Here is a 24,409-nt window from a genome sequence, read left to right on the forward strand (position 1 = left end):
TCTGATTCAAGACATCAAAAAAGGCCGCCAACCGCATGGGCTGACAGCCTTTTTTTTCAGAAACTTCTAATGCTGCTCTATTCGGTGGCGACGCCCTGGAATGGCTTCACTTCCCGACCGGGCATGAAGATCCCGAGCCGCTTGATCTCCCATTCCAGCTTGATTCCTGAATGCTCGAAGACCCGCTGGCGAACCGTTTCGCCGAGATATTCGAGATCGTAGCCGCTGGCATTGCCGGTATTGATCATGAAGTTGCAATGGAGCGAGGACATCTGAGCGCCGCCGCAGACAAGCCCGCGGCACCCCGCCTCGTCGATCAGCTTCCAGGCGGAATGGCCCTCGGGATTCTTGAAGGTCGAGCCGCCGGTCTTCTCCTTGACCGGCTGGACCGTTTCGCGGTGCTGGCGCACCGCATCCATCTCATGCCGAATCTTGGCACGATCGTCCGGATAGCCTTCGAAGATCGCATGGGTAAAGATCAGGTCGCCCGGAGCGCTCGACTTGCGATAGCCGTAGCCCATCTGCGCCTTGTCCAGGACATGGATATTGCCCTGCCGGTCGACGGCATGGACTTCCACCACCCGATCCGCCGTCTCCGTGCCGTTCGCCCCCGCATTCATGCGAAGCGCGCCGCCGATGGAGCCCGGGATGCCGTAGTAGAACGCAAAACCGCCAATGCCGTGATCCATTGCCATCGCCGCGACATGCTTGTCGGGACATATGCTGCCGGCGCGGATGCGATTGTCCCCTGCAAGGTCGACCTGCCCGAACCCCTTTGCCGACAGGCGCAGGACCACGCCCGGGATACCCCCATCGCGAACGAGCAGGTTGGAGCCAACGCCAACGACCGTCAGCGGCACGTCAGCCGGGAGGATCTTCAGAAACGTGACGAGGTCGTCCACGTCATGCGGCTGGAACATCAGTTCTGCCAGTCCGCCGGCCTGGAACCAGGTCACCCGGTCCATCGGCGCATCCGGCGTCAACCGTCCACGAAGGTCCTTGACGCCCTCACCGAGTGAGGCCAGCAGCTTTTCACCATGCACCTGCTTCATTACGACTGTCCCGATACGCTTTCCAGTTCCCTGGGCAGCGCTGCCGCCCATTGCGTGATACTACCAGCCCCCAGAAGAACCACGAAATCACCCGGCTTCGCAATGCCGGCAACGATTGGCGCAAGTTCGCCAGGGCCGGAGATGTAGCGCGCATTGCGGTGGCCGGCGGCCCGGATCTTGCCGACCAGGACTTCCGAATCCACGCCTTCGATCGGATCCTCTCCAGCAGCGTAGACCGGCGCCAGCATGACGCTATCGGCATCATTGAAGCAGGTCGCGAACTCCTGGAAGAGACTGGAAAGACGCGTGTAACGATGCGGTTGGTGGACCGCGATGATCCGCCCCGAGCAGGATTCCCTTGCCGCCTTCAGGACCGCCCTGATCTCCACCGGATGATGGCCGTAGTCGTCGAAGACGGAAACGCCGTTCCAGGTCCCCGTCAGCGTGAAGCGCCGCTTGACGCCACCGAAAGCCGCCAGCCCCTTGCGGATGTCTTCCTCGGAAATGCCAAGCCGATTGGCGACGGCGATTGCCGCCGTGGCGTTCGAAATATTGTGCCGTCCAGGCATCGGCAGGGTCAGGTCCTTGAAACTGAAGACCCGGCCGGTGCGACGGCGGCGGATCTCGACGTCGAAGATGGCTTTCGTCCCTTCCATGCGAACATTGGCAAAGCGGGCGTCGGCCTGCGGGTTCTCGCCATAGGTGATGATCTTGCGATCTTCGATCCGCGCCGCAAGCGCCTGCACTTCCGGATGATCGATGCACAGCACGCCGAAGCCGTAGAACGGGACGTTCTCGACGAACTGCCGGAAGGCCGCGCGGACGGCGTCGAAGCTGCCGTAGTGGTCGAGATGCTCCGGATCGATATTGGTGACCACTGCGACGTCCGCAGGAAGCTTGAGGAAGGTCCCGTCCGATTCGTCCGCCTCGACCACCATCCACTCGCCTTCACCCATGCGGGCATTGGTCCCATAGGCGTTGATGATGCCACCATTGATGACGGTAGGATCGAGGTTTCCGGCTTCGAGGAGCGTCGCGACCATCGACGTCGTCGTCGTCTTGCCGTGCGTCCCGCCGATCGCGATCGCATTTCGGAAACGCATCAGCTCAGCAAGCATCTCCGCACGCCGGACGATCGGCAGGAAGCGCTCGCGTGCGGCGATCAGTTCCGGGTTGTCCTTCCTGATCGCGGTCGACACGACCACGACTTCTGCCTCTCCAAGGTTTTCCGCCCGATGGCCGACGAAGACAGGTATGCCCTTCTCGCGCAATCGCTGGACATTGGCACCGTCGGACTGGTCCGAGCCCTGCACACGATGGCCCAGATTGTGGAGCACTTCCGCAATACCGCTCATGCCGATGCCGCCGATGCCGACGAAATGAACGAGCCCGATGGCCTTCGGCATCTTCATGAATGCACTCCTTTGAATTCCGCGACCGATTTCCGCCCGGAAATAGCTACAACCAGGTCCGCGAGCAAGGCCGACGCATCCGGATGCCCCGCGTGCCGGGCGGCAGCCGCCATAGTTTCAAGCCGCTCCGGCTCCTTCATTGCCGACGAAATCATCTGTGCAAGCCATTCGGGTGAGAGCTCCGCCTGCGCCACGACCTCTGCCCCGCCCTTCCCGACGAGCGCAGCAGCATTGGCTGCCTGGTCTTGGTCAAGGGCGTGGGGATAGGGAACAAAGATGGCCGGACGGCCGATGACGGCAACTTCCGACACCGTGGAGGCTCCGGACCGACAGATGACCAGATGCGCCGAGCGAAGACGTTCGGCCATGTCGGCGAAGAAGGGCGACACCTCCGCCGGAACCTGGAGCGCACGATAGTGATCGGCGACCGCCTGCTGGTCCTCCGCCCGTGCCTGCTGCGTTACCCTAAGCCTGCTTCGATCCACACCGTCGAGACGTGCGATCGCCGCGGGTACTGCGGAGGAAAAGAACTGTGCGCCCTGGCTGCCGCCGAAGACGAGTAGGCGGAATTCTTCCGAACTCCGGGATGCGAGGTACGGCGAACCGGCGGCCTGCAGGACGGCGGGGCGCACCGGATTGCCGGTCGTCACCGTCTTTGCTGCATGGGCTCCGTGATCATCCGGCAGGAAGCCACCTGCAATTGCCTGTACCCGCGAGGCGAGCGCCTTGTTGGCGCGGCCCATCACGGCATTCTGCTCGTGGATCAGCGACGGCACGCCCATTGATGTCGCAGCAAGCAGGGGCGGAACGGTCGGATACCCTCCGAATCCAATGACGGCGGCCGGCTTCAGCCGCCCGATGAGCCGGCGGGCGGCCCGCAGGCCTGTCCACAAGGTCCACGCCGTGCGCAGCACCGCGATGGGATTCTTCGATCCGAAGGTCGCCGAGGGGACGACGTGGATCTCGTCCGCGGGAAAGCTTCCGGCGAAGCGTTCGGCGCGCCTGTCGGTTACGAGGTGGACGGTGTAGCCACGTGCCTTCAGCTCGTGCCCGAGGGCCTCGGCAGGGAAAAGGTGCCCGCCGGTCCCACCGGCGGCAAGAAGGATGATGCCACTGGCCATTGTCTACTCCGCCGGAACGCCGGCAATGCGGAAGAGGCTACGCTCCTGCGCCCGCTTTTCCGGGCGGTGCCGGGTCAGCGCAAGGATGAAGCCGGCCGTCACGCAGATCGCGATCATCGAGGAGCCGCCATAGGAGATCAGTGGCAGGGTCATTCCCTTCGCGGGCAGGAGTTCGAGATTGACGCCGATGTTGATCATCGACTGGATGCCGATCTGCAGCACGAGGCCCGCGACGGCAAAGCGTGCAAAATCATTGCGCTCCTTGAACGAGTGACCGAGGCCGCGCAGCACGATGAAGGCGAAGATGAGCACCAGCAGCATGCAGAACAGGATTCCGAACTCCTCCGCCGCCACTGAGAAGATGAAGTCCGTATGGCTGTCGGGAATGATGCGCTTGACGATGCCTTCGCCCGGGCCCTGCCCGAACCAGTCGCCGCGGACGATCGCATCGCGGGCGGTGTCCACCTGGAACGTGTCGCCCTCGCCGGTCAAGAACCTGTCGATACGCCCGGTCACGTGCGGCAACATGTAATATGCCGAGGCAAAGCCGACGATACCGACTGCCCCGAGAACCATGATCCAGAGCCACGGCATGCCGGCCATGAAGAACATGCCGCCCCAGACGACCGCGGTCAGAATCGTCTGCCCCAGGTCGGGCTGGGCAACGAGCAGGGCGGCCACAATGCCGAACAGGATGATCGCGAAGAGATTGCCGGGGATTTCCGGCTGGCGGGCATGCTCGGCAAACAGCCATGCGCACACCACCACAAAGGCGGGCTTCATGAACTCCGAGGGCTGGATGGAGAAGCTGCCGATGGAGACCCACCGGCGCGAGCCCTTCACTTCCACGCCGAAGAACAGCGCCATCACCATCATCAGCAGGGAGACGGCCAGCAGAATGATGGCGGCTCGACGCACCTGGCGCGGCGTCATGAATGACAACCCGATCATCACCATCAGCGACGGGACGATGAAGACGGCATGTCGCTCCACGAAATGAAAGCTGTCGAGGCCGAGCCGTTCGGCGACCGGCGGCGATGCGGCGAAGGACAGCATGAAGCCGATCCCCATCAGAAGGATGAACGCCGCAAGGAAATAGCGGTCGATCGTCCAGAACCAATCCGCCAGTGGCCCCCGGTCGGCGCGGCTTACCATGGTCAAATCCCCTTCTTCGTCTCGACCAGCATGGTGACGCCGTCGAGTTCGGCAACATGGCTCACGAATGCATCTCCGCGGACCTCAAAATTCCTGTACTGATCGAAGCTGGCGCAAGCCGGCGACAACATGACAGCAGCCGAATTGCCCTCCGCCTCAGCCTCCGCAGCGGCATGGGCGACCGCACGCTCGAGCGTCCCGGAAATCTCGTAGGGAACAGCCTGCCCAAGCGTGGCGGCAAAGGCCGGAGCCGCCTCTCCAATCAGAAAGGCTTTGACGATATGCGGGAAGAGTGGTGCGAGGCTTGCGATGCCGCCTTCCTTGGGTAACCCGCCGGCAATCCAGTAGATGCGGTCATAGCTCGACAGAGCCGGCGCAGCGGCTTCAGCATTGGTTGCCTTGGAATCATTGACGAACAGCACGTTCCCGCGGCGCGCAACCGGCTGCATGCGGTGCTTCAGTCCCGGAAACGACCTCAGCCCCTCGCGGATCGCATCAGCATCGACCCCGACCGCAAGGCAGGCCGCGATTGCCGCCGCCGCGTTCTGCGCATTGTGCCCGCCCCTCAAGGTTGCGATGCCTTCCAAGTCGACGAACAGCGAACTCGCGCCTACCTCGGCCCTGAAGAGGCGGCTTCCCTCGGCATAGATTCCGTCGGCGACAACGTTACGCCTGGAGATTCGGCGCACCTTCACCCCTGCCCGCTCGACCCGGTCGGCGATGAGGGCCGAGAAGCTGTCGTCGATGCCGACGATGGCAATGTCGCTGCCCGCCACCAGCCGCTCCTTGACGTCGGCATAGTGCTGCATCGTGCCGTGGCGGTCGAGATGGTCCGGTGTCAGGTTAAGCAGGATGCCGGCAGTCGGATCGAGTGTCGGCGCAAGGTCTATCTGGTAGGAGGAGCACTCGACGACATAGTAACGCTCGGCCTTTGGGGGATCGAGCGTCAGCACCGCGGTGCCGATATTCCCGCCAAGCTGCGTGTCGCGGCCGCTGCTCCTCAAGATGTGGGCGACAAGCGCAGTCGTCGTCGACTTGCCGTTGGTGCCGGTAATGGCGATGAACGGGCAATCCGGCGCGAATGCCCGCCTCTCACGCACGAAGAGTTCGATGTCACCGATGATCTCGACACCGGCGGCACGGGCGAGATCAACGCTCCAGTGCGGCTTCGGATGGGTCAGCGGCACGCCCGGCGACAGGACGAAGGCGGCCATCTGGGACCAGTCGATGGAGCGCAGATCCTCGGTATGCATGCCGGCCGAAGCCGCCTTTGCGACACTGTCCGGATTGTCGTCCCACGCCGCCACGTCGGCTCCGCCGGCCTGCAAGGCCTGTGCGGTGGCAAGCCCGGAGCCGCCCAAGCCGAAGAGCGCTACCTTTTTGCCGGCGAACGTGGTGACCGGGATCATTTCCCCCTCACCGCAACTTGAGTGTCGAGAGGCCGAGCAATGCCAGCCCAACGGCGATGATCCAGAAGCGGACGACCACCTGGCTCTCGGTCCATCCGAGTTTCTCGAAATGGTGGTGGATGGGCGCCATGAGGAAGACGCGCCGGCCCGTCAGCTTGAAGAAGCCAACCTGGATGATGACCGACAGGGTTTCCATGACGAACAGGCCGCCGATGATGACCATGACGATCTCGTGCTTCGTCGCGACGGCAACGGAGCCGATCAGTCCGCCGAGGGCGAGCGAGCCCGTGTCCCCCATGAAGATCGCGGCCGGCGGCGCGTTGAACCAGAGGAAGCCGAGGCCGGCACCGATCACAGCACCGAGGATGACGACCAGTTCCCCGGTGCCGGGGACAAAGTTGATCTGCAGATAATTTGCGAAGACGCCGTTGCCGACGAGATAGGAGATGGCACCGAAGGAGGCTGCGGCGATCATCACCGGAACGATGGCAAGCCCATCAAGTCCATCCGTCAAGTTCACCGCGTTCCCGGCCCCGACGATCACGAAAGCGCCGAACAAGACGAAGAAGATGCCCAGGTCGACCAGGAAGTCCTTGAAGAATGGAAAGGCGATCGAGGTGCCGAGATTGGGATTGGCGGATTGCCCGGTGGCTGAAGCGATGCGCATCATGAAGAACACGGCGATCGCGGCAATCAGGAACTCGATCCCGAGCCGGGCCTTCCCCGAGAAGCCCTTGTCGGTCTGTTTGGTCACCTTGAGATAGTCGTCATAGAAGCCGATCGCGCCGAATCCGAGCGTCACCAGCAAAGTCGCGACCACGTAGATGTTCGATAGATCCGCCCAGAGCAGCGATCCGCCGATGATTCCCGCGAGAATCATCAACCCGCCCATCGTGGGTGTGCCGGCTTTTTTGAAGTGGGTCTGAGGGCCATCGGCGCGGATCGGCTGCCCCTTGCCCTGTCGTACGCGCAGCGACGCGATCATTGCGGGACCGAACAGGAAGACGATCAAGGCAGAGGTAAAGAGTGCCGCACCGGTGCGGAACGTAATGTATCGGAACAGGTTGAAGATTTGAAACGTATCCGCCAGTTCCACAAGCCAGATGAGCATCCATGGCCCTTTCTAGAAGCCGAATTAAAGTTGGCGCTCCGTCTCGGAGACTGCCGGATAATTGTCAATAAGCGCAGCAACGATCTTTCCGAAACCGATGCCGAGGGACGACTTCACCATGACCACGTCACCCGGCTTGACGGCACGCACGGCAAAATCCCGAAGCTCTTCCGTCGTCGACCGGTACTCGCAATGCACGCTCTCCGGCAGCGCATCCCGAAGGACTGCCATTTCAGCGCCTGCCAGCCACACATGCTCGATGCCAGCTGCCAAAATCGGCCCTGCCAGTTCCTCGTGGACCTTTGCTGAAAACTCGCCCATTTCCAGCATGTCGCCGAGGATGGCGATCCTCCTCCCGGAGGCCACGGGCTCCGACGCGGCAAGAAGCGCGATCGCGGCCCGCATGGACGCCGGGTTGGCATTATAGCTTTCGTCAATCAGCGTCAGGATGCCTTCGCCGATACCGAGCCGGTGCTGCTCGCCACGCCCCTTGACCGGTCGCAGTTCTGCGAGTGCAGCGACCGCCTTGCCGAGATCCGCACCAACCAGGGTGCAAGCGCCGAGTACAGCCATGGCGTTTTCCGCAATGTGCCTGCCGGGAGTGCCGATCTCCACCTCCACCGTCTCGCCGCTGAGCGTCGCCCAGACGGTCGAGCTTTGCGCATTGCCCTCGAAATCGGCCAGCCGGAAGTCTGCCTTGGCATGCTGCCCGAACGTGTAGATGCGGCCAACACCGACCTCTTGGGCCCGCTGCTCGAGGAAAGCGAACTGCTTGTTGTCGCGATTGAGAATCGCTGCACCACCGGGTTCCAGACCTTCGAATATCTCCGCCTTGGCGGCCGCGATCTCCTCGAGATTGCGGAAGTGGCCGAGATGGGCGGCGGCGATCGTGGTGATGATGGCCACGTGGGGACGCACCATCTTCACCAACGGGCGGATTTCGCCCGGATGATTCATGCCGATCTCGAAGACGCCGAACTGCGCCTCCTCGGGCATGCGGGCCAGCGTCAGCGGCACCCCCCAGTGATTATTGAAGGAAGCAACCGCCGCATGCACCGTGCCGAAGGGCGAGAGGACGTGCCGCAGCATCTCCTTGGTTGTCGTCTTGCCGACCGAACCGGTAACCGCGACGATCTGGGCGCGGCTCCGCTGACGTGAGGCGATACCGAGCTTTCCGAGCGCGGTCAGCACATCCTCCACGACGATCATGGGGATGGTCAGCCGCCCCATAGCCGGCAGCTTCGCCTCGCTGACGACGATCAGGGAGGCACCGTTCGCCACGGCGATACTGGCGAAGTCATGACCATCGACGCGATCGCCCTTGATGGCGAAGAAGGCTTCCCCGGGAGCTATCGAACGGCTGTCGATCGAGATGCCGGTGATGCCCTCCGGAAGCGTACCCACCGGCCGCCCTTCCATTGCGCCAACCATTGCATCGCAGGTCCAGAGCCAGCTCAAGATGTCATCTCCTCCAGTGCCTTGCGCAGTTCCATGTGGTCCGAGAACGGCAGGACCCGGTCGCCGATCGTTTGCCCTTCCTCGTGCCCCTTGCCGGCGACGATGAGAGTGTCACCCGCTCCCAGAAGGGAGACGGCATGGCGGATCGCCGCCGCCCGGTCTCCGATCTCGGTGGCACCGGATGCCGCCGCCATGATCTCGGACCGGATTACCTCCGGGACCTCGGAACGCGGATTGTCGTCAGTTACGACCACCACATCCGCCAGCCGTGTAGCGATCTCGCCCATGATGGGGCGCTTGCCCTTGTCACGGTCGCCGCCACATCCGAAAACGAGCACGACTCGCCCGGTGGTGAAGGGTCGCACGGACGACAGGACGTTCTTGAGCGCATCGGGCTTGTGGGCATAATCCACGTAGGCCAAGGCCCCTTCGCGTGTCTGCCCCACGAGCTCCAGGCGTCCGGAGGCGCCTCGCAGCTTCTCCAGCGCCGCCATCGCAACTGCAGCCGGCGTGCCGGTGGATATCGCCAGACCCGCAGCCACGAGTGCATTTGCCACCTGGAAGTCGCCCGCCAGAGGAATGTCGACCTCGAAGATGTCGTCACCGAAATGGATTTCGGCGGTCTGCTTGTGACGGAAGTGCTCGACGCGCTTGAGAGCGAGGTAATCTCCCTTGCGGCCGACGGTTAGCACCTGAAGCTCCGATTTGCCGGCGACGCGGATCGCCTCCGCCGACCATTCGTCATCCGCAAAGATGACCGCCGGCGAGCCTTTCGGCAGCAGCGTATCGAAGAGCCGCATCTTCGCGGCCATATAGCTTTCGATCGTCGGATGATAATCCATGTGATCGCGGCCGAGATTGGTAAACCCGGCCGCCGCGAGGCGCACGCCGTCGAGCCGGCACTGATCGAGCCCGTGACTGGATGCCTCCATGGCGGCGTGGGTCACACCTTCGGCCGCAAGTTCCGCCAGCAGCGCATGGAGCCCAACCGGGTCCGGCGTCGTCAGGGATCCATAGTCGTTGCGGGTCGGCGAAACCACGCCGGTGGTGCCGATCTGCGCGGCTGGATGGCCGGCATGTGCCCATATCTGACGGGTGAAGGAGGCGACGGACGTCTTGCCGGCGGTCCCGGTGACGGCGACCATGGTGGCCGGCTGCGCCCCGTAGAAGCGTGCGGCAGCCAAAGCCAGAAAGCGGCGCGGATTGGAGACGGTCAGGACGGGAACCGAGGCATCGGCCGTCTGACCTGCGACAGCCGCAGCCGCACCGCGTTGCGCTGCGTCGGCAATGAAGCGAGCACCGTCGGCCTTCGTCCCGGGCAGCGCTGCGAAAAGCATGCCGGGCTCAACCTTTCGGCTGTCGGCAGAGATGCCGCCGACGTCGATATCGCCCGTCGCTCCGGCGAGCAGTTCGCTGATCTCCGGAAAATCATCGCCGGCCAGGTCGCGTAACTTCATCAGCGGTACTCTCATCATTGGTCAGGCGCGCACTCTCTCGAATCGCCCGTGAATCATTATCGCCTAATACGATACCAAAAGGGCCGAACCATCCTCGCCGAAGCGTGGTTTTACACCGAGAATCGCCGCCGACCTGCTGATGATGTCCTGTACCATCGGGGCAGCATTGAGGCCGGCTGTGCGCCCTCCGCCCTCTCCGGTCTTCGGCTCATCGATGAAGGTAAGCACGGCATATTGCGGCTCGTGAATCGGGAAGGCGGCGATGAAGACGTTGAAGTTCTTCTCGTTCGAATAGCGACCGTTGACCACCTTCTCGGCGGTTCCCGTCTTGCCTCCGACGTTGAAGCCCTCGACCAGCGCACGCTTGCCTGAACCCTTGGTGGCGTTCCAGTCGAACAGGAAGCGCATGTCTTCGCTCGTCGATTCCTTCATCACCCTCTGCGCCACGAGATCCGCCTCGTCCCGGGTCCGCGGGAGGAAGGTCGGCGGAATGAGCTTGCCGCCATTCACCAGCGCGGCAACGGCAACGGCCGTCTGCAGCGGCGTCGTGGAAACGCCGTGACCGAAGGAGATCGTGACCGAGTGGATCTTCTTCCACTCCCGCGGCTGGCTGGGCATGGCCACCTCGGGCAGTTCGGTCTGCGTCCGGGTCAGAAGGCCGAGCCGGGTCAGGAACTCCTTGTGTCCCTCTATGCCAACCACGTCGGCCATCTTGGCGGTCCCAATGTTGGAGGAATACTGGAAGACCTCCGGAACCGTCAGCATCCGGCCCTTGCCGTGGAAATCCTTGATCGTGAAGCCGCCGATGCGGATCGGGAAGCGGGCATCGAAGCTATCGGTCATCTTGACCTTGCCGGAATCGAGCGCCATCGCTGTGGTGAAGGCCTTGAAGGTCGATCCCATCTCGAACGTGCCGTTCGACATCCGGTTGAGCCAGCCTTCCTCTGCACCCGCCGCCGGGGTGTTGGGATCGTAGTCCGGAGCGGATGCCATTGCGATGACTTCCCCGGTATGGACGTCGAGGACGACGGCCCCCGCACCCACAGCCTGGTACTTGTCGATCGACGAGTAGATCACCTCCCGCACGATCGACTGCACCCTGAGATCGATAGACAGCCGGACCGGTTCCAGCGGCTGGTCGGACGTCATGCCGACCGCTGCCAGATCGGCAAGGCCCTGGCTGTCGACATACCGTTCCATGCCGGCAACGCCGCGGTTGTCGATGTTGACGTGGCCCACCACGTGGGCGGCGGTCGCGCCACCGGGGTAGAACCGCCGCTTCTCCGGCCGGAAGCCGATGCCGGGAATTCCAAGTGCAAGGATCTGGCTCTGCTGCTTCGGCGTCAGCTGGCGACGCAGCCACTGGAAATGTGATTTTGAGGAGAGCTTCCCGTAGATCGATCTGGCGTCGAGATCAGGCAGGACAGTCGCGAGCTTCTCGATAACCTCGTCGGCGTCGACGATCTTGTGGGGCTCCGCGTAGAGCGAAACGGTGCGGATGTCGGTCGCCAACACCTCGCCGTTGCGATCGAGAAGATCGGGACGGGAAGCCATCAGCCTGTCTGCGGGCATGATGCTGGAGGTGATCTCCGGTTGCGCCATTCCGTACTGAACCAACCGGCCACCAATGACGCCGTACACGGCGACAAAGCCGACGATGATCAGCCCGACACGATTGCGCGCCTGAGCGGCCTTACGCTTGCCGACGCCCTCGAACGTGGCGTCACCCGACGCTGCCGTACTGCGGCGGCTCCCCGTCGACAGGTGTGCGCGACTTTTCAACACCATGATGCGCGAAAGAAACGACATCAGCGCCTCACCGATCCAGTTGACATTGCGTCCAGGGGGACGCCTCCTCGCGGGATCGGCACGGGAATCCCGCTCGAAGGGGCCGCATTCCTTGCCGCGTCTACGCCCTTGATGGCAGCAGCGACTTCACCCCCGGCGCTGGCGATCAGTTCCTCGATCGTCGTTTCCGGCATTGGCAGCTGCGATCGCGGCATCGGCAGTTCGACGGGCATGGCAAGTTGAGTCGGCTGCGTCGGCACCAGTTGCAGCTCCGACTGATACGCTGAGATCAGTCGCTCCAGCCGGTTCGGCTGGGTCAACAATGCCCAATCCGCCTTCAGCAGGTCGATCGTATCCTTTTCGAGGACGATCTCGGCCTCGAGGCGCCGCACTTCCTGCAGCTTGTCGTCGGCTCGATGCTTGATGGTATAGGTCACAACGGCCGCGGCAGTCATTACGCCGATCAGAACGAGGTCGAGGCTTCTCAGCATCAGGCGGCTCCCATCTTGGCGAGGCTGGCGAGATCCGGCAGATCGAAAATGCCCATGTCCGCCGCGCGGGCCGGCGCATCCGTGCGGCGCCCTGCCCGTAGCTTGGCGGAGCGTGCCCGAGGATTGAGTTCCGCCTCCTCCTCCGTGGCGCTGACAACGCCCTTGCCGACCGGCTCGAAGATCGCGGGCTTCTCGACAACCATGGGCATGTGGCGGGAGCCCGCCGCCTTGCCGGAACGATCGGAGAAGTATTTCTTGACGATCCGGTCCTCGAGCGAATGGAAGGTCACCACCACGAGCCGACCGCCCGGCTTCAGCGCGCGTTCGGCCGCGAACAGCGCCTGCGCCAGTTCGCCGAGTTCGTCATTGACGAAGATGCGCAGGGCCTGGAAGACGCGCGTGGCGGGATGGATCTTGTCCTTGGCCTTGCGCGGATTGACGCTCTCGATGAGGTTGGCCAGGTCGCGCGTGGTCGTGAACGGTTCCGAAGAACGACGCTTTTCGATGGCCCGCGCGATCCGTCCGGCGTGCTTTTCCTCGCCCAGGAACCCGAATATCCGGATGAGATCTCCGACCTTCGCCCGGTTCACCACATCGGCGGCCGATACGCCTTCGGCTGACATGCGCATGTCGAGCGGTCCATTCCTCTGGAAGGAGAAGCCGCGTTCGGCCTCGTCGATCTGCATGGAGGAAACGCCGATGTCGAGCACGACGGCATCCAGCCCGCCGGCGGGCGCATGATCCGCGAGGCGGGAGAACTGCGACTGGATCAGGGTCAGTCTGCCGCCGCTTGCAGCCACCAATTCACGGCCGCCGGCGATGGCGGTCGGATCGCGATCGAGCGCAATGACCTGGGCGCCAGCATCGAGCATGGCCGAGGTGTATCCGCCCGCACCGAAAGTACCGTCCAGCGCGATCTGACCAGGCGCCACGTCGAGGGCCGACATCACCTCCGGGAGAAGAACAGGAATGTGGCGAACCGGTCCGCCTTCGGTTTCGGGCACGCCTCCACCAAGATTCGCCGCCATTCCGATCCCCCGTCCTAGGCAGGACGCGGAAAGCGTCCTGCTCTTGCCGCCGCCTGCGCCTCGTGAAACGCCTGCGGCTGCCACAGTTGAAAATGATCCGAGCGCCCCACGAAGGTGACTTCCGTGCCGATTCCCGTGAAGTCGCGAATGAAATCCGTGACCATCAGCCGGCCCTCCGCATCGAGCCTCATGAAGACGCCGCCACCATGAACCAGCAGCGACATCCTGTTCGCCTCCGGCGAGAAGGGATCGACAGACGCGATCTGCCGCTCGTACCGATCGAGCAGATCCGGTCCACCAATGCTGATCGCCGGAAAGATAAAATCCTGGAGACAGTAAAGCTCCTGAATTCCCCTCTCCACCAGAACCGAACGGAAGCTCGCGGGGACAGAAACCCGCCCCTTCGCATCGATCCGGTTCGTGGCATTTGACAGGAAGCGGTTCATGACGCCCAACATCCGCCTCGCTACTCCCGGGGACGACAAATCGCCCCTCGCACACGACTGAACCAGACACAGCTTCGCCAGCGACTCGGATGGAACTCCGCCCGTTGAAACGCCTCGAACTCTGTGATTGGCGGGCAGTCATTCGCCCTTGAACAGTACGATTATGGGATAGCATGGGACCACATGGGCGTCAATGGGAAGAGGCCCCGCAGCAGGGCCGCAACATCGTTTATTTATGAGCTGTTAAGTTTAACAAAGGGTTAGTTCACAATGCGGAGAAAGAGGTCCTCGAGAGGCTCGTAAGCCCCATCCTCGAACCTTCTAAACTTATGTTTTGGAATGAATTTCAGGAAGGCCTTGAGCAAGGCCGCACCTGGGAATCGCGTCAGGACGACGTCAAGGGAAAGAGGTGCCAGTTGGCCTGTAAGCCGGGTTCTGTATGGCTCCGGCGCGAACCGGAACGTGGCAGCCATTCATCTGGGGCGATGCTTGCACATCGCCTCGCGCAACCCACCCGGATGACTGGCCTGGAAACCGGCTGTAGGCGCTTGCGCGCCCCACGTCATCCCTATTCGGTCTTGCTCCCGGTGGGGTTTACCATGCCGTCCCTGTCGCCAGCGACGCGGTGGGCTCTTACCCCACCCTTTCACCCTTACCCCGCCAGCTCTGCCGCTCGATGGGAGCGGGACAGCAGGCGGGGCGGTATCCTTTCTGTGGCACTTTCCCTGGGGTCGCCCCCGCCGGACGTTATCCGGCACCGTGTTTCCGTGGAGCCCGGACTTTCCTCACCTCACCGCCTTTCGGCATTGGTGAAGCGCGGCTGCCCGGCCAACTGGCCGCCCCCAGATAATGGAGTTGTTCCCGCAATGCCAGAGGAAACGGCGCCGTCGTTCATCTTCGGAATCCCGCCTCGAAGCCAACGCCATAGCCGTCCTCGTTGATCGCTCCATCGAAGAGAAGTTCGGCGCCGAGTCGCCCGATCTCATCGGAACTCTTGGCGGCGGCACCACAGCCGCCTGCGAGTACGCCGATCCGTTTCGACTTGGACCATGAGATGGCCGGATAGCCGGTTGGCGTAAAGGAGGTCACGCAAGCGGCCATGGAGGTGCGTGAAAGATCAAGCGCCGGCATGAGCCGCTCCATCACCCCGATCAGGTGCCGATGCGTGCTCGTCCGGCCACCCGACCGGAACCAGGCACGGATGTCGCTCTCCCGCTCGAGCAGAAGGTAACTCGGATCACCGCCGATCTTCAGGTAGATCTTGCCGTCGGGGTAGCGGACCGGCGGCAGGAGGTAGATGCCCTCATCCTCCTCGCTCCATTTCCAGATCAGCGAAGGAAAGCTCCCCCAGTCCTGCACCGCCGTTTCGTCCACCTCGTAGAATGCGACGGTCCGGGCGAAGACCTTGAGGTCGAGACGCCGCGGTAGCAGCGCCTCATTGATCGAGAAGCCACCGGCGGCGACCAGAACATGATCCCCCATGAATTGCTCCCCGCTTTCCGTCGTAACGATGACGCGATCGCCTTCTTCGCGTATCCCGCCAACGGTCCGGCGGATCAGGGCACAGCCCTGCCGCTCGGCAAGCAGCGTCTGCGCCCGTACCAGTCTGCGCGGATTGATATGTCCCGCATTCCTTGCTTCCCAGACTGCTTCGCTTCTGCTGGGGAAGGCGAAGAACGGAAAGTTGCGCGCTAGGTCCACGTCGTCGAGGAGAGCAACATCAACTCCCAGCCGCTCCGAGGCGGCGAATACTTCGCTGATATAGGAGTTCCCCTCTCCTCGTCGCGGGCCGACGATGAGGCAGCCGGTTTCCACGTAGAAGTCTATTCCCGAATCGAATTCGATCTGCCGATAGCGCGCAATCGAGCGGTGGGCCAGACGGGCCCAGATGGGGTCGGCGTCGATCGTGCGGGTGATCCGCGCCTCGTCGTAGTGGCTGGCGAAAACGCCCTCGTGCGCGGAGTGATCTAGTGGCTCGTCCGGCCCGATCAGCGCGACCCCATCCGTCCACCCCGACAGATGGCGGGCGGCAGCCGTCCCCATCATGCCCGCGCCGACGATGATGTATCTGTAGCTTTGCATGTCGAGGGGCTCACCGGAAGAGTGGCGTCATCAGAGTGCCGTAGTCGTCGTCGCTCAAGCCCCCTTCCAGAAGAAGGACCGAACCGAGCCGTCCCAGTTCGTCGGATGATTTCGCGGCGACGAAATTGCCCCCGGTCAGGACCGCGATACGTGACGATTCCACGAAGCCTGCATACGGACGACATGTCGGCGTGAATGTCGCGACACAGGCGGCAGACGATGTCGGGCGTCCCTCGAGGGCCGGCATCAGTTGCAGGGCAGTGTCGACCAGCCGCTGGCGTTCCTCGGGATTGCCATCGGACCCGAACCAGGCGCGGAACTCTTCCGGGCGTGCCAGGTCGCCAGTCTCTATGTCGCCACCGAGCTTGAGATAGGTCTTTCCGTCGGGGTAGCGGACGGGCGGCAGGATATAGACATGATCCTCTTCGCGCTCCGTGAAGACGATAGTGGACGGCATCGTGCCGAAGACAGTCATTGCCTGCTCGTCGAGTTCGAAGAAGACCACCGTTCGCGGCGCCGCGCGCATCTGCAGAGGACGAGGCAGGAGAGCATTCAGGTTGCTGAAGGCGCCCGCAGCAATCAGCACACGATCGGCATAGAAGGTCTCACCGCCTGCAATGACCTCGACCCGGCTGCCCTCCTCCCGTACCGATGTCGCAAGCGCATCCAGCACCATCGCACCGCCGCGCTTCGCCAGTGCAATCTGCGCACGCACCAGCGCCCTCGGGTTGATGTGACCGGCCTGCGACGATTCGTGATAGCCGATCAGATGGGACGGAAAGTCGAACTGCGCAAAGCGGCTTTGGAGTTCGCCGGACGTCAGCCTCTCGATCTCCAGTTCCGTAGACGTGGCGACCTCGGTCGCGCGGTGGAGATAGTCGGCATGGGATCTGGGCTCGGGTCCAGCAAACAGGCACCCAGCTTCGGAGAAGAAGCGGATACCACTGCCCTCCTCGATCTCCCGGTAGCGGTCGATCGCTCGCTGCGCGAAGCTTGCCCAGAGCGGATCGGCATCGAACCGGCGAGTGATTCGGGCCTCGTCATAGTGGCTGGCAAAGACCCCGTCATGGGATCGGTAGTCGGCGGGCTCTCCCGGGCCGATCAGCGCGACACCGTCGACACGCTGGGAGAGGTGGCGGGCGGCAGCGGCACCCATCATGCCGCCACCGATGACGATGTATTTGAAATGCGCTGCCATGTCCGTCTGCTTCGATTCCGGAAAACGATGTTCTCGTCGGCGGTTCTAGCCGTTTCCGGAATCAGTTTGCCAGCGGAAAGCGCCGCGCCTCAGGACGCCTCAGGAGGACAGGATCGCCTGGACCTTGCCACAGTAGCGCTTGGAAACCGGGTTCATGCGCTTTGCGCCGTGCCCGGCATTGTATTTCAGGATCGTGCCGCAGGTCTTGCCGCCGCCGAGTTCGTGGGCGGCAGCGAGATACTTCATGCCGAACTGGATATTGGTTTCCGGATTGTAGAGGTTCTTGACGCTGCCCTTGTAGCCCATCATGCGCGCCGTCGCCGGCTTGATCTGCATCAGCCCGACTTCGCCGGCACTGCCGCGCGCCTTGGCGTTGAAGTTGCTCTCGACCTGGACCACCGCGTGGGCGAGATCGACTGGCACGCCGTAAGCCTTGGCGTACTTGGCGATGATCTTCGAATAGGGCTTGCCGGCATGCGCGGCATCCGAGACGGCGTTCTTCGGCGAAGCATATCCCGGCTTTGTGACCTTCGTTTCCAGCGCAACGGTCTTCGACTTGGTCTTTTCCTCCGCAGCGAAGGACGCCTGGGGAAGGGCAACAAGCATGGTGAAGCACGCCGCGAGAGCAACAATCGATCTATTCATGTCTGGAAGAGTTCTCCGGATCAGGGATGCTCCGGCCACGGATCGGCATCTGCGCACCACGTCCGTCAGACGCAGCGACAGCGGGAAGCATCCCAAGTCATTGATGTTTTGTGATCCCCCCGTCCATTGGCGGCGACCACGTTGATGAGCCCGGTTAAAACGACCCATTGAGGAAATGATGTGGCACGGGAATTATTTTCCGATTGCGCTACGGAACCAGCGTGCCCTGTAGACGTTACGCCCGGTTGTATCTTGGCAGTGACGTCAGCAACCTGTGCAGCGTATCGATCGTCGAGATATCGGCGATTCCGTCCACGCGCGCCGGTCGAAAATGGCGTTGGAAGGCCTCGACGACGCCCTTCGTTCGCTCCCCGAACTTGCCATTGATCTCAATATCATAGCCGTAGAGAGAGAGCATGGACTGCAGGGCTTCGATGGGTTGGCCCACTTCGCCAAGCTGGAAGAACCGGCCGCCGCCGATCGGCGCCGGTTGTACCCAGTGTCCTACCCCCTCGGCGTGAAGTCTTCCCCAGGGAAAATTTTCTCCCGGATCGAGCTTGCGGATCGGCGCCACATCCGAGTGAGCAAGGATCCGTTCCGGGGCAATCTGCCACCGCTGGCCGCAATCGCGACACAATCTGATCAAGGCATCGACCTGCGCCGTCGGGAATTCGGGAAGACCGGCCGGGTGTCCGGCATTGGCGACCTCGATGCCGATCGAGGCGGAATTCACATCACTTTCGCCGCCCCAGCAGCTCTTTCCCGCATGCCAGGCTCGCTCCGACTCCGGTACGAGCTGTACGATGAGTCCGTCTTCGTGGATGAAGTAGTGGCTCGAGACCTGGCTGTCGGGATTGCAGAGCCACGACAAGGCCTGCTCGTGGTCCGGCATGCCGGTATAGTGCAGGACGATCATGTCTGGCTCACGCTCGCCGGCGCGTGGCCCGAAATTCGGAGAGGGAATAACCGTTGCGCCGACATGGTCGGCAGCGAAGTGGTTCATGCAGCGCGGCGCTCTTTCTCGATCGCGGCGAAGGCCGCGTTGAGCGCTGCCATACGTTCATTCGCCGCGGCATGCAATGCTGCCGGCACGCCGCGTGCGATCAGACGGTCGGGATGATGCTCAGAAGCCAGGCGGCGATAGATCCGACGAATCTCGGAGAGTTCGTCGGTCGGCGACACGCCAAGCACCAGATAGGGATCGCGCCCTTCCAGATGCACGTGACGGGCCATGATCCTCCGGAAATGCTCCTCGTCGATCCGGAAGATCTCCGCGATCCGCGCCAGGAAGGCTAGCTCCCCTTCATGCATCAAGCCATCGGCCTTGGCGATATGAAACAGGCCGTCGATGACGTTCTCGAGCATCGGGCAGTTCTCGTCACCACTGCCGCAGAGGTTGGCGAGCTTGGAGGCATAGGCTTCGAAGCCCGCGATGTCCTGGCGCGCCAAATTGTAGAGGCGCGCAACGTTGCGAGCCTCTTCTTCGGGAAAATCAAAGATTTGTCGGAACGCGTCCACTTCCTTTTCGGTCACCACGCCGTCTGCCTTCGCCATCTTGGCGGAGAGTGCAATGATGGCGACCGAGAACGACACCTGGCGCCGCGTCTCGGGATCACCTTCGAAAAGTGTCCGGATTGCTTCGACCACGCGCCCGAGCGCACTTCCGGCCGTATCGCCGATTGCACCGAGGAGCCGATCCCAAAGGGAGGAAATCTGGAAGCAGGAAAAATCGAAGAACATACGACAAATGACCAGATTACGGGCTCGGGTGCAAGATTGTCGGGTACCCTGAAAAGATTAAACTATGTTCATCTTTCCCGAACAGTACGCCTGAATTCCCCCGTCTCTGCCACTTCACTTTCATGCATGGTTTCTAATTTTCGCTCGGCAGAAGGTCTACGTGTTCAATGTGGAACTCTTGCGTTTCCCGACATACCTGCCTTTCGAACATGTACTACGGTGTTTATCCACAGCCGGATTTCCCGCCGCCCGGGTTGAATCGATTAGATCGAAACGTCCGCCTCGCAAGACCTGGCGAACAGGCGGAAATATCGGTTTTTCTTGAATAAATCCCTTTACAGCCCCTTCGCTCTGCTCCATCCATTGCCCACTGCGGTCGAAGGCGATTGAAGGGAGAAGGCGATGGCGAAACAAAAAGTGGCGATGCTGACTGCGGGCGGACTCGCTCCATGCCTGTCATCAGCCGTCGGTGGATTGATCGAGCGCTACACTGATATTGCGCCGGAGATCGAACTGATCGCCTACCGGTCCGGCTACCAGGGCCTGCTCAAGGGCGACCGGATCGACATCACCACGGACATCCGCGAGCGCGCCCATCTGCTTCATCGCTATGGCGGGTCACCGATCGGCAACAGCCGGGTCAAACTCACCAATGCGGCGGACTGCGTGAAGCGCGGCCTTGTCAAGGAAGGCGCCAACCCGCTGCAGGTCGCAGCCGACCGCCTTGCCGAAGACGGCATCACCATTCTCCACACCATTGGCGGCGACGACACCAACACGACGGCCGCGGATCTCGCCGCATACCTCGCCGGCAATGGTTACGACCTGACCGTGGTCGGACTGCCGAAAACGGTTGACAACGACATTGTGCCGATCCGGCAGTCACTGGGCGCATGGACGGCTGCGGAAGTCGGTGCCCATTTCTTCGACCATGTCAGCAATGAGCAGAGTGCCGCACCGCGAACGCTCGTTATCCATGAAGTCATGGGCCGGCATTGCGGATGGCTGACAGCGGCGACGGCGCGTAAGTACATCCAGCGTACCGAGCACAATGAATATGTCGAGCAGTTGATGATGAACACGTCGATGAAGAACATCGACGGCATTTACCTGCCGGAAATGGCCTTCGATCTCGAAGCGGAGGCAGACCGCCTGCGCCGGATCATGGATGAGCGGGGCTACGTAACGCTCTTCGTCTCCGAAGGCGCCTGCCTCGACGCCATCGTGACAGAGCGCGAAGCATCCGGCGAAGAGGTCAAGCGCGACGCATTCGGCCACGTGAAGATCGACACGATCAATGTCGGCAACTGGTTCCAGAAGCACTTCGCATCCCTTCTCCATGCGGAACGCTCTATGGTTCAGAAGTCGGGCTACTTCGCCCGCTCGGCACCCGCCAATTCCGGCGACCTGCGCCTCATCCAGAGCATGGTGGACCTTGCGGTCGATAGTGCGCTGGACAAGGTCTCCGGCGTGACGGGTCACGACGAGGACCAGGGCGGGCGGTTGAGGACGATCGAATTTCCCCGAATTAAGGGTGGAAAACACTTCGATCTCTCGGCAAAATGGTTTGGCGAGGTCATGGATTTCATCGGTCAGCCTTTCCGGGCCGCCTGATAGACCTACCTCCGACAGAAGCCTCGGGAGGACGCAATGACGATCGAAACATGGATAGCCTTTTGCGCTGCCACGTTGGCGTTCGTCCTCCTGCCCGGCCCGCTCGCAAGCCTGGTCGCCCGCTACGCCCTGCACAAGGGCCGCTGGACCGCACTGGTCACCGTTCCTGCGGTGTCACTGGGGTTGGGTGCAGCCTTCGCAGTTGCGGGACTTCCCATCCTGATTGTCGCCACGGCGCTGCCCGGCGCAGTCGAGCCTCTCGCCTGGCTCGGCCTTGCCTATCTTATGCTCTATACCGTCTGGTCCTTCCAGGAGCCGGCAGCCCGCGGACCGCGTGCGGCCAATGACAACCTCCCGGAACAGGAGCGGCTCGCGACATTCGTTCATCTGCTGGGCGTTCCCCTCAGGACGGCGCGCTATGTCGTGGCGCTGGCTGCCCTGCTCGTCCAGTTTGCTGGAGCGGTGTCGGGCAATATGGCGGTGCTGATGGAGATGCAGGCGGTGTTCCTGATCGCAGCGGCGACCGGATGCCTCGTCCATGTGATCTATCCCGGTTGGGTGCTCGAGCGCATTCGCCGGCCCGCCTTGCCGGGACCAGCCTCGCACAAGATGCACACGCGATTTATCGCACGGCGTGCCGTGACCGCCGGTTATCGGCGTATTGCCGCCTGATATCTTGCCCGCTCCGGGCCAATCAGTTAATGAAATTGTCAGTTCGGCGACGTCGGGGCGGCGGGGGACGACAAGAATGATGGAAGCGACCCAATGGCGATCAACCGATTTCTGAGCCGCACGGCACTGGCCACCCTTGCCGTAACGGCGGCGCTTGCAGGCTGTTCCAGCGTCGAACCTTCGCCCGGCAAGACGGTGCGAGTGGGCATACCCTCCCCCGACGATGGGACCCCGGCTCCGACACTTGATACCGCGCAGGCGACGAGCGAAGTCGCAGCCGCCTCCGAGGGGGCGGCCATGCCCGACGCACCTCTGGCCAAGACCGGACGCATTCATATAGCCGTACCCGACAGCCCTTCCGTCGCCTCGATCCAGACCGCAGCAATGGCCTCGCCGGAGATGGCTCCCCAGGTTGCCTATGCCGCCATCAATCCGGTCGCCGCAACGACAGCTGCCGCAGCCCTGCAGACGGTAGCGCTTCCGGCCGGTCAGGCTGTCGGCGCTTCAACGGCGAACCTGCTTGCGCCACCCGCTTCCGCCGAGCCGTTGGCCGCCGCGACGCCCGAGGTTAGCAACCAGGCCTTGGCGGCGGATGAAGACGATCTGACGCCGGACATGCAGGCGCTGCAGGCGGCGACCCCGATCCCGCGGCCGGACATCACCGCGACTGCCTATGCCGCGCAGCCCTCTCAGCCGGCTGCTCTTGCAACGCTGCAGGCCGTTGACACCCGCACGCAGTTCCCGCCCGCACCCGGCGAACCTCTGCCCGGCACGGCCTCCGCGAGCCCGCCGGAGATTTCTGCGCTCATCAAGCGCTATGCCGGAATCTATGGGGTTCCCGAATCCCTCATCCATCGCGTCGTGCACCGGGAGAGCCGCTACAACCCCAAGGCCTACCACAAGAACGGCTACTGGGGTCTCATGCAGATCAAGTACGCGACGGCAAAGTCCATGGGCTATTCCGGTCCGCCGGAAGGCCTGCTCGACGCCGAGACGAACATCAAGTACGCGACAAAGTACCTGCGCGGCGCCTGGCTCGTGGCCGACAACAGCAACGACAATGCGATCCGCCTATACGCGCGTGGCTACTACTACGACGCCAAGCGCAAGGGCATGCTGCACGTCCTGCAGCAGTAGCTATTCACCGAGCCGGACGACCTCTCGCACGAGGCGGAGGACGTCATAGCCGTCGCGCCGCGGCGTGAGCCCAAGCCGGACCACTGCGATGTTGCGCGAAGGCATCACCGCGATTGTCTGGCCGTCATGTCCCTGCAGGAAGAATGTGTCGCCAGGAAGTCCCGCCGCATCTCTTCCAGCCAGCCAGGTCTGCATCCTCGAGTAGCGACCTTCCGAAGTGGCGTTGGGCACCGACATCTGTTCAACGAACCCCTCCGGAAGCAGGCGCTCGCCACGCCAGACGCCATCCTGAAGCAGGAAGAGCGCAAAGCGCGCCCAGTCCCTCGCCGTCGCATACATGTAGGAACTGCCGACGAAGGTTCCCGCAGCATCCGCTTCCATGACCGCGCTCTCCATGCCCAATGGATCGAAGAGCGCTTCGCGCGGATAGGCCAGCGCCACGGATGGCGTTCCGGCACGGTCCATCCAGATGCGCGAGATCAGCACTGCGCTCCCGGAGGAATAGTTGAAGCGCGTGCCCGGCTCGGCCACCAGCGGCGCATCGGCGGCGAAGGCTGCCATGTCCGGCTCCAGGTACAGCATGCGCGTCACGTCGGTGACAGCGCCATAGTTCTCGTTGGAGGCCAGACCATCCTCCATGGCCAGCAACTGCGCGAGTGTGATCTCGCCCCGTTCGTCGCCGCGCCACTGCGGAAGGAGCGCCCTATCGGACAGCGAAAGGCGTCCTTGCCAGATCAGCGTGCCGACGATGGCCGCATTGACCGTCTTCGTCATCGACCAGCCGAGCAGCGGCGTCTCAGGCGAGAAGCCCTGCCCATAGACTTCTCCCGCGACTTTGCCGTTCCTGACCACGACGACGGCCCGCATGCCTGGGCCAGTTAAAGCACTGTCAGAGAGAAGCCTCGCAATCGCCGGATCCAGCTCAACTTGTTCTCCGGCGGGCCAGGGAGTTGGTGCATCCGATAGCGCAGCCGCCGGGTTCAGCAGGGAAAGGTCCGAAACCTCGCCTTCCGGCGCCACAGCGCATCCGAGCCCGTCGCGGTAGACCGCCTCGTTGGCGGCAAACAGCCCGAGCAGCAACGCCCTCACCCGCCGCTCCGTCCCATCCACCTCCATCAGCCGCAGCAGCGGATGCCCAGGGGCCTGGACGTCGACGGCAAGCACATCTTCGGCGTCGCGCCCGGCAATGAACAGGTTCGAGCAGACGATCTTCGCCGAATATCCGGCTCCCACACGAAGCAAGGCCGGTGGTGCGAGGTAGAGCCAGAGCGCAACGCCCGCCACCACAAGGACAGCCAACACGCCGACAATCTTCCCCACCTGACGCAGACGTCGCATCCATCGCCTCCTCTTCTGCCGCGACATGCAAGCAGCAAACGTTCTCCGGCGAAAG

General features: G+C 62.8%; 21 protein-coding genes and 1 other RNA gene. 3 read left to right on the forward strand and 19 right to left on the reverse strand.

Annotated features, from left to right (window positions below; translation table 11 throughout):
- Positions 1 to 77: 77 nt before the first annotated feature.
- From murB to NT26_RS10365, 18 genes are all read right to left on the reverse strand, one after another.
- Positions 78 to 1,052: a UDP-N-acetylmuramate dehydrogenase gene (murB, locus tag NT26_RS10280; RefSeq protein ID WP_052638708.1), complete on the reverse strand. Its 975-nt coding sequence runs from the start codon at positions 1,050 to 1,052 to the stop codon at positions 78 to 80.
- Complete coding sequence (murC, locus tag NT26_RS10285) at positions 1,052 to 2,464, reverse strand: UDP-N-acetylmuramate--L-alanine ligase (RefSeq protein ID WP_052638709.1); 1,413 nt, start codon at positions 2,462 to 2,464, stop codon at positions 1,052 to 1,054. Before murC ends, murB begins: the two co-directional genes overlap by 1 nt.
- Positions 2,461 to 3,585, reverse strand: a complete 1,125-nt coding sequence (gene murG / locus NT26_RS10290) for an undecaprenyldiphospho-muramoylpentapeptide beta-N-acetylglucosaminyltransferase (RefSeq protein ID WP_052638710.1) — start codon at positions 3,583 to 3,585, stop codon at positions 2,461 to 2,463. The genes murC and murG overlap by 4 nt, the downstream gene beginning before the upstream one ends.
- Positions 3,586 to 3,588: 3 nt before the next feature.
- Positions 3,589 to 4,740 (reverse strand): putative lipid II flippase FtsW, encoded by a 1,152-nt coding sequence (gene ftsW / locus NT26_RS10295; RefSeq protein WP_052638711.1) that lies wholly within the window; start codon positions 4,738 to 4,740, stop codon positions 3,589 to 3,591.
- A 2-nt stretch (positions 4,741 to 4,742) separates the two neighbouring features.
- A complete protein-coding gene (gene murD / locus NT26_RS10300; RefSeq protein WP_052638713.1) occupies positions 4,743 to 6,149 on the reverse strand; it encodes a UDP-N-acetylmuramoyl-L-alanine--D-glutamate ligase in 1,407 nt (468 codons plus the stop codon).
- Positions 6,150 to 6,156: 7 nt separating this feature from the next.
- Complete coding sequence (gene mraY / locus NT26_RS10305; RefSeq protein ID WP_052638714.1) at positions 6,157 to 7,260, reverse strand: phospho-N-acetylmuramoyl-pentapeptide-transferase; 1,104 nt, start codon at positions 7,258 to 7,260, stop codon at positions 6,157 to 6,159.
- 24 nt (positions 7,261 to 7,284) lie between these two features.
- On the reverse strand, positions 7,285 to 8,718 hold the full coding sequence (locus NT26_RS10310; protein ID WP_052638716.1) for a UDP-N-acetylmuramoylalanyl-D-glutamyl-2,6-diaminopimelate--D-alanyl-D-alanine ligase: 1,434 nt from the start codon (positions 8,716 to 8,718) through the stop codon (positions 7,285 to 7,287).
- Complete coding sequence (locus NT26_RS10315) at positions 8,715 to 10,175, reverse strand: UDP-N-acetylmuramoyl-L-alanyl-D-glutamate--2,6-diaminopimelate ligase (RefSeq protein ID WP_052638718.1); 1,461 nt, start codon at positions 10,173 to 10,175, stop codon at positions 8,715 to 8,717. Before NT26_RS10315 ends, NT26_RS10310 begins: the two co-directional genes overlap by 4 nt.
- A gap of 63 nt (positions 10,176 to 10,238) precedes the next feature.
- The gene (locus tag NT26_RS10320; RefSeq protein WP_052638720.1) at positions 10,239 to 11,984 is read right to left on the reverse strand and encodes a peptidoglycan D,D-transpeptidase FtsI family protein; all 1,746 of its coding nucleotides are present in this window, start codon (positions 11,982 to 11,984) and stop codon (positions 10,239 to 10,241) included.
- Positions 11,984 to 12,454, reverse strand: coding sequence for a cell division protein FtsL (gene ftsL, locus NT26_RS10325; protein ID WP_052638722.1), 471 nt, complete (start codon positions 12,452 to 12,454; stop codon positions 11,984 to 11,986). Before ftsL ends, NT26_RS10320 begins: the two co-directional genes overlap by 1 nt.
- A complete protein-coding gene (gene rsmH, locus NT26_RS10330; protein WP_052638724.1) occupies positions 12,454 to 13,482 on the reverse strand; it encodes a 16S rRNA (cytosine(1402)-N(4))-methyltransferase RsmH in 1,029 nt (342 codons plus the stop codon). Before rsmH ends, ftsL begins: the two co-directional genes overlap by 1 nt.
- 14 nt (positions 13,483 to 13,496) lie before the next feature.
- Entirely contained in the window at positions 13,497 to 13,928 is a 432-nt protein-coding gene (gene mraZ / locus NT26_RS10335) for a division/cell wall cluster transcriptional repressor MraZ (RefSeq protein WP_052642042.1), read from the reverse strand.
- Positions 13,929 to 14,336: 408 nt separating this feature from the next.
- Positions 14,337 to 14,764: RNase P RNA component class A (rnpB, locus tag NT26_RS20430), an RNA gene on the reverse strand.
- A gap of 55 nt (positions 14,765 to 14,819) precedes the next feature.
- Positions 14,820 to 16,010 (reverse strand): NAD(P)/FAD-dependent oxidoreductase, encoded by a 1,191-nt coding sequence (locus NT26_RS10345; protein ID WP_052638728.1) that lies wholly within the window; start codon positions 16,008 to 16,010, stop codon positions 14,820 to 14,822.
- Between the two features lie 10 nt (positions 16,011 to 16,020).
- Positions 16,021 to 17,208, reverse strand: coding sequence for an FAD-dependent oxidoreductase (locus tag NT26_RS10350; RefSeq protein WP_052638730.1), 1,188 nt, complete (start codon positions 17,206 to 17,208; stop codon positions 16,021 to 16,023).
- A gap of 99 nt (positions 17,209 to 17,307) precedes the next feature.
- Positions 17,308 to 17,853 (reverse strand): lytic transglycosylase domain-containing protein, encoded by a 546-nt coding sequence (locus NT26_RS10355; protein ID WP_052638732.1) that lies wholly within the window; start codon positions 17,851 to 17,853, stop codon positions 17,308 to 17,310.
- A gap of 235 nt (positions 17,854 to 18,088) precedes the next feature.
- Positions 18,089 to 18,856, reverse strand: a complete 768-nt coding sequence (locus NT26_RS10360) for an N-acetylmuramoyl-L-alanine amidase (protein ID WP_052638733.1) — start codon at positions 18,854 to 18,856, stop codon at positions 18,089 to 18,091.
- A complete protein-coding gene (locus NT26_RS10365; RefSeq protein WP_052638734.1) occupies positions 18,853 to 19,593 on the reverse strand; it encodes a J domain-containing protein in 741 nt (246 codons plus the stop codon). The genes NT26_RS10360 and NT26_RS10365 overlap by 4 nt, the downstream gene beginning before the upstream one ends.
- A gap of 402 nt (positions 19,594 to 19,995) precedes the next feature.
- On the opposite strand from NT26_RS10365, the gene NT26_RS10370 reads away from it, so the two are divergent.
- From NT26_RS10370 to NT26_RS10380, 3 genes are all read left to right on the forward strand, one after another.
- On the forward strand, positions 19,996 to 21,207 hold the full coding sequence (locus tag NT26_RS10370; protein ID WP_052638735.1) for a pyrophosphate--fructose-6-phosphate 1-phosphotransferase: 1,212 nt from the start codon (positions 19,996 to 19,998) through the stop codon (positions 21,205 to 21,207).
- Positions 21,208 to 21,243: 36 nt separating this feature from the next.
- Positions 21,244 to 21,879, forward strand: coding sequence for a LysE family translocator (locus tag NT26_RS10375; protein WP_052638737.1), 636 nt, complete (start codon positions 21,244 to 21,246; stop codon positions 21,877 to 21,879).
- Between the two features lie 93 nt (positions 21,880 to 21,972).
- Positions 21,973 to 23,016 (forward strand): lytic transglycosylase domain-containing protein, encoded by a 1,044-nt coding sequence (locus NT26_RS10380; RefSeq protein ID WP_052638739.1) that lies wholly within the window; start codon positions 21,973 to 21,975, stop codon positions 23,014 to 23,016.
- Here the strand turns inward: NT26_RS10380 and NT26_RS10385 are convergent, their stop codons facing one another.
- Complete coding sequence (locus NT26_RS10385) at positions 23,017 to 24,354, reverse strand: serine hydrolase domain-containing protein (RefSeq protein WP_052638741.1); 1,338 nt, start codon at positions 24,352 to 24,354, stop codon at positions 23,017 to 23,019.
- Positions 24,355 to 24,409 lie beyond the last annotated feature (55 nt).

The sequence above is a fragment of the Pseudorhizobium banfieldiae genome, from assembly GCF_000967425.1.
Taxonomy (GTDB): domain Bacteria; phylum Pseudomonadota; class Alphaproteobacteria; order Rhizobiales; family Rhizobiaceae; genus Neorhizobium; species Neorhizobium banfieldiae.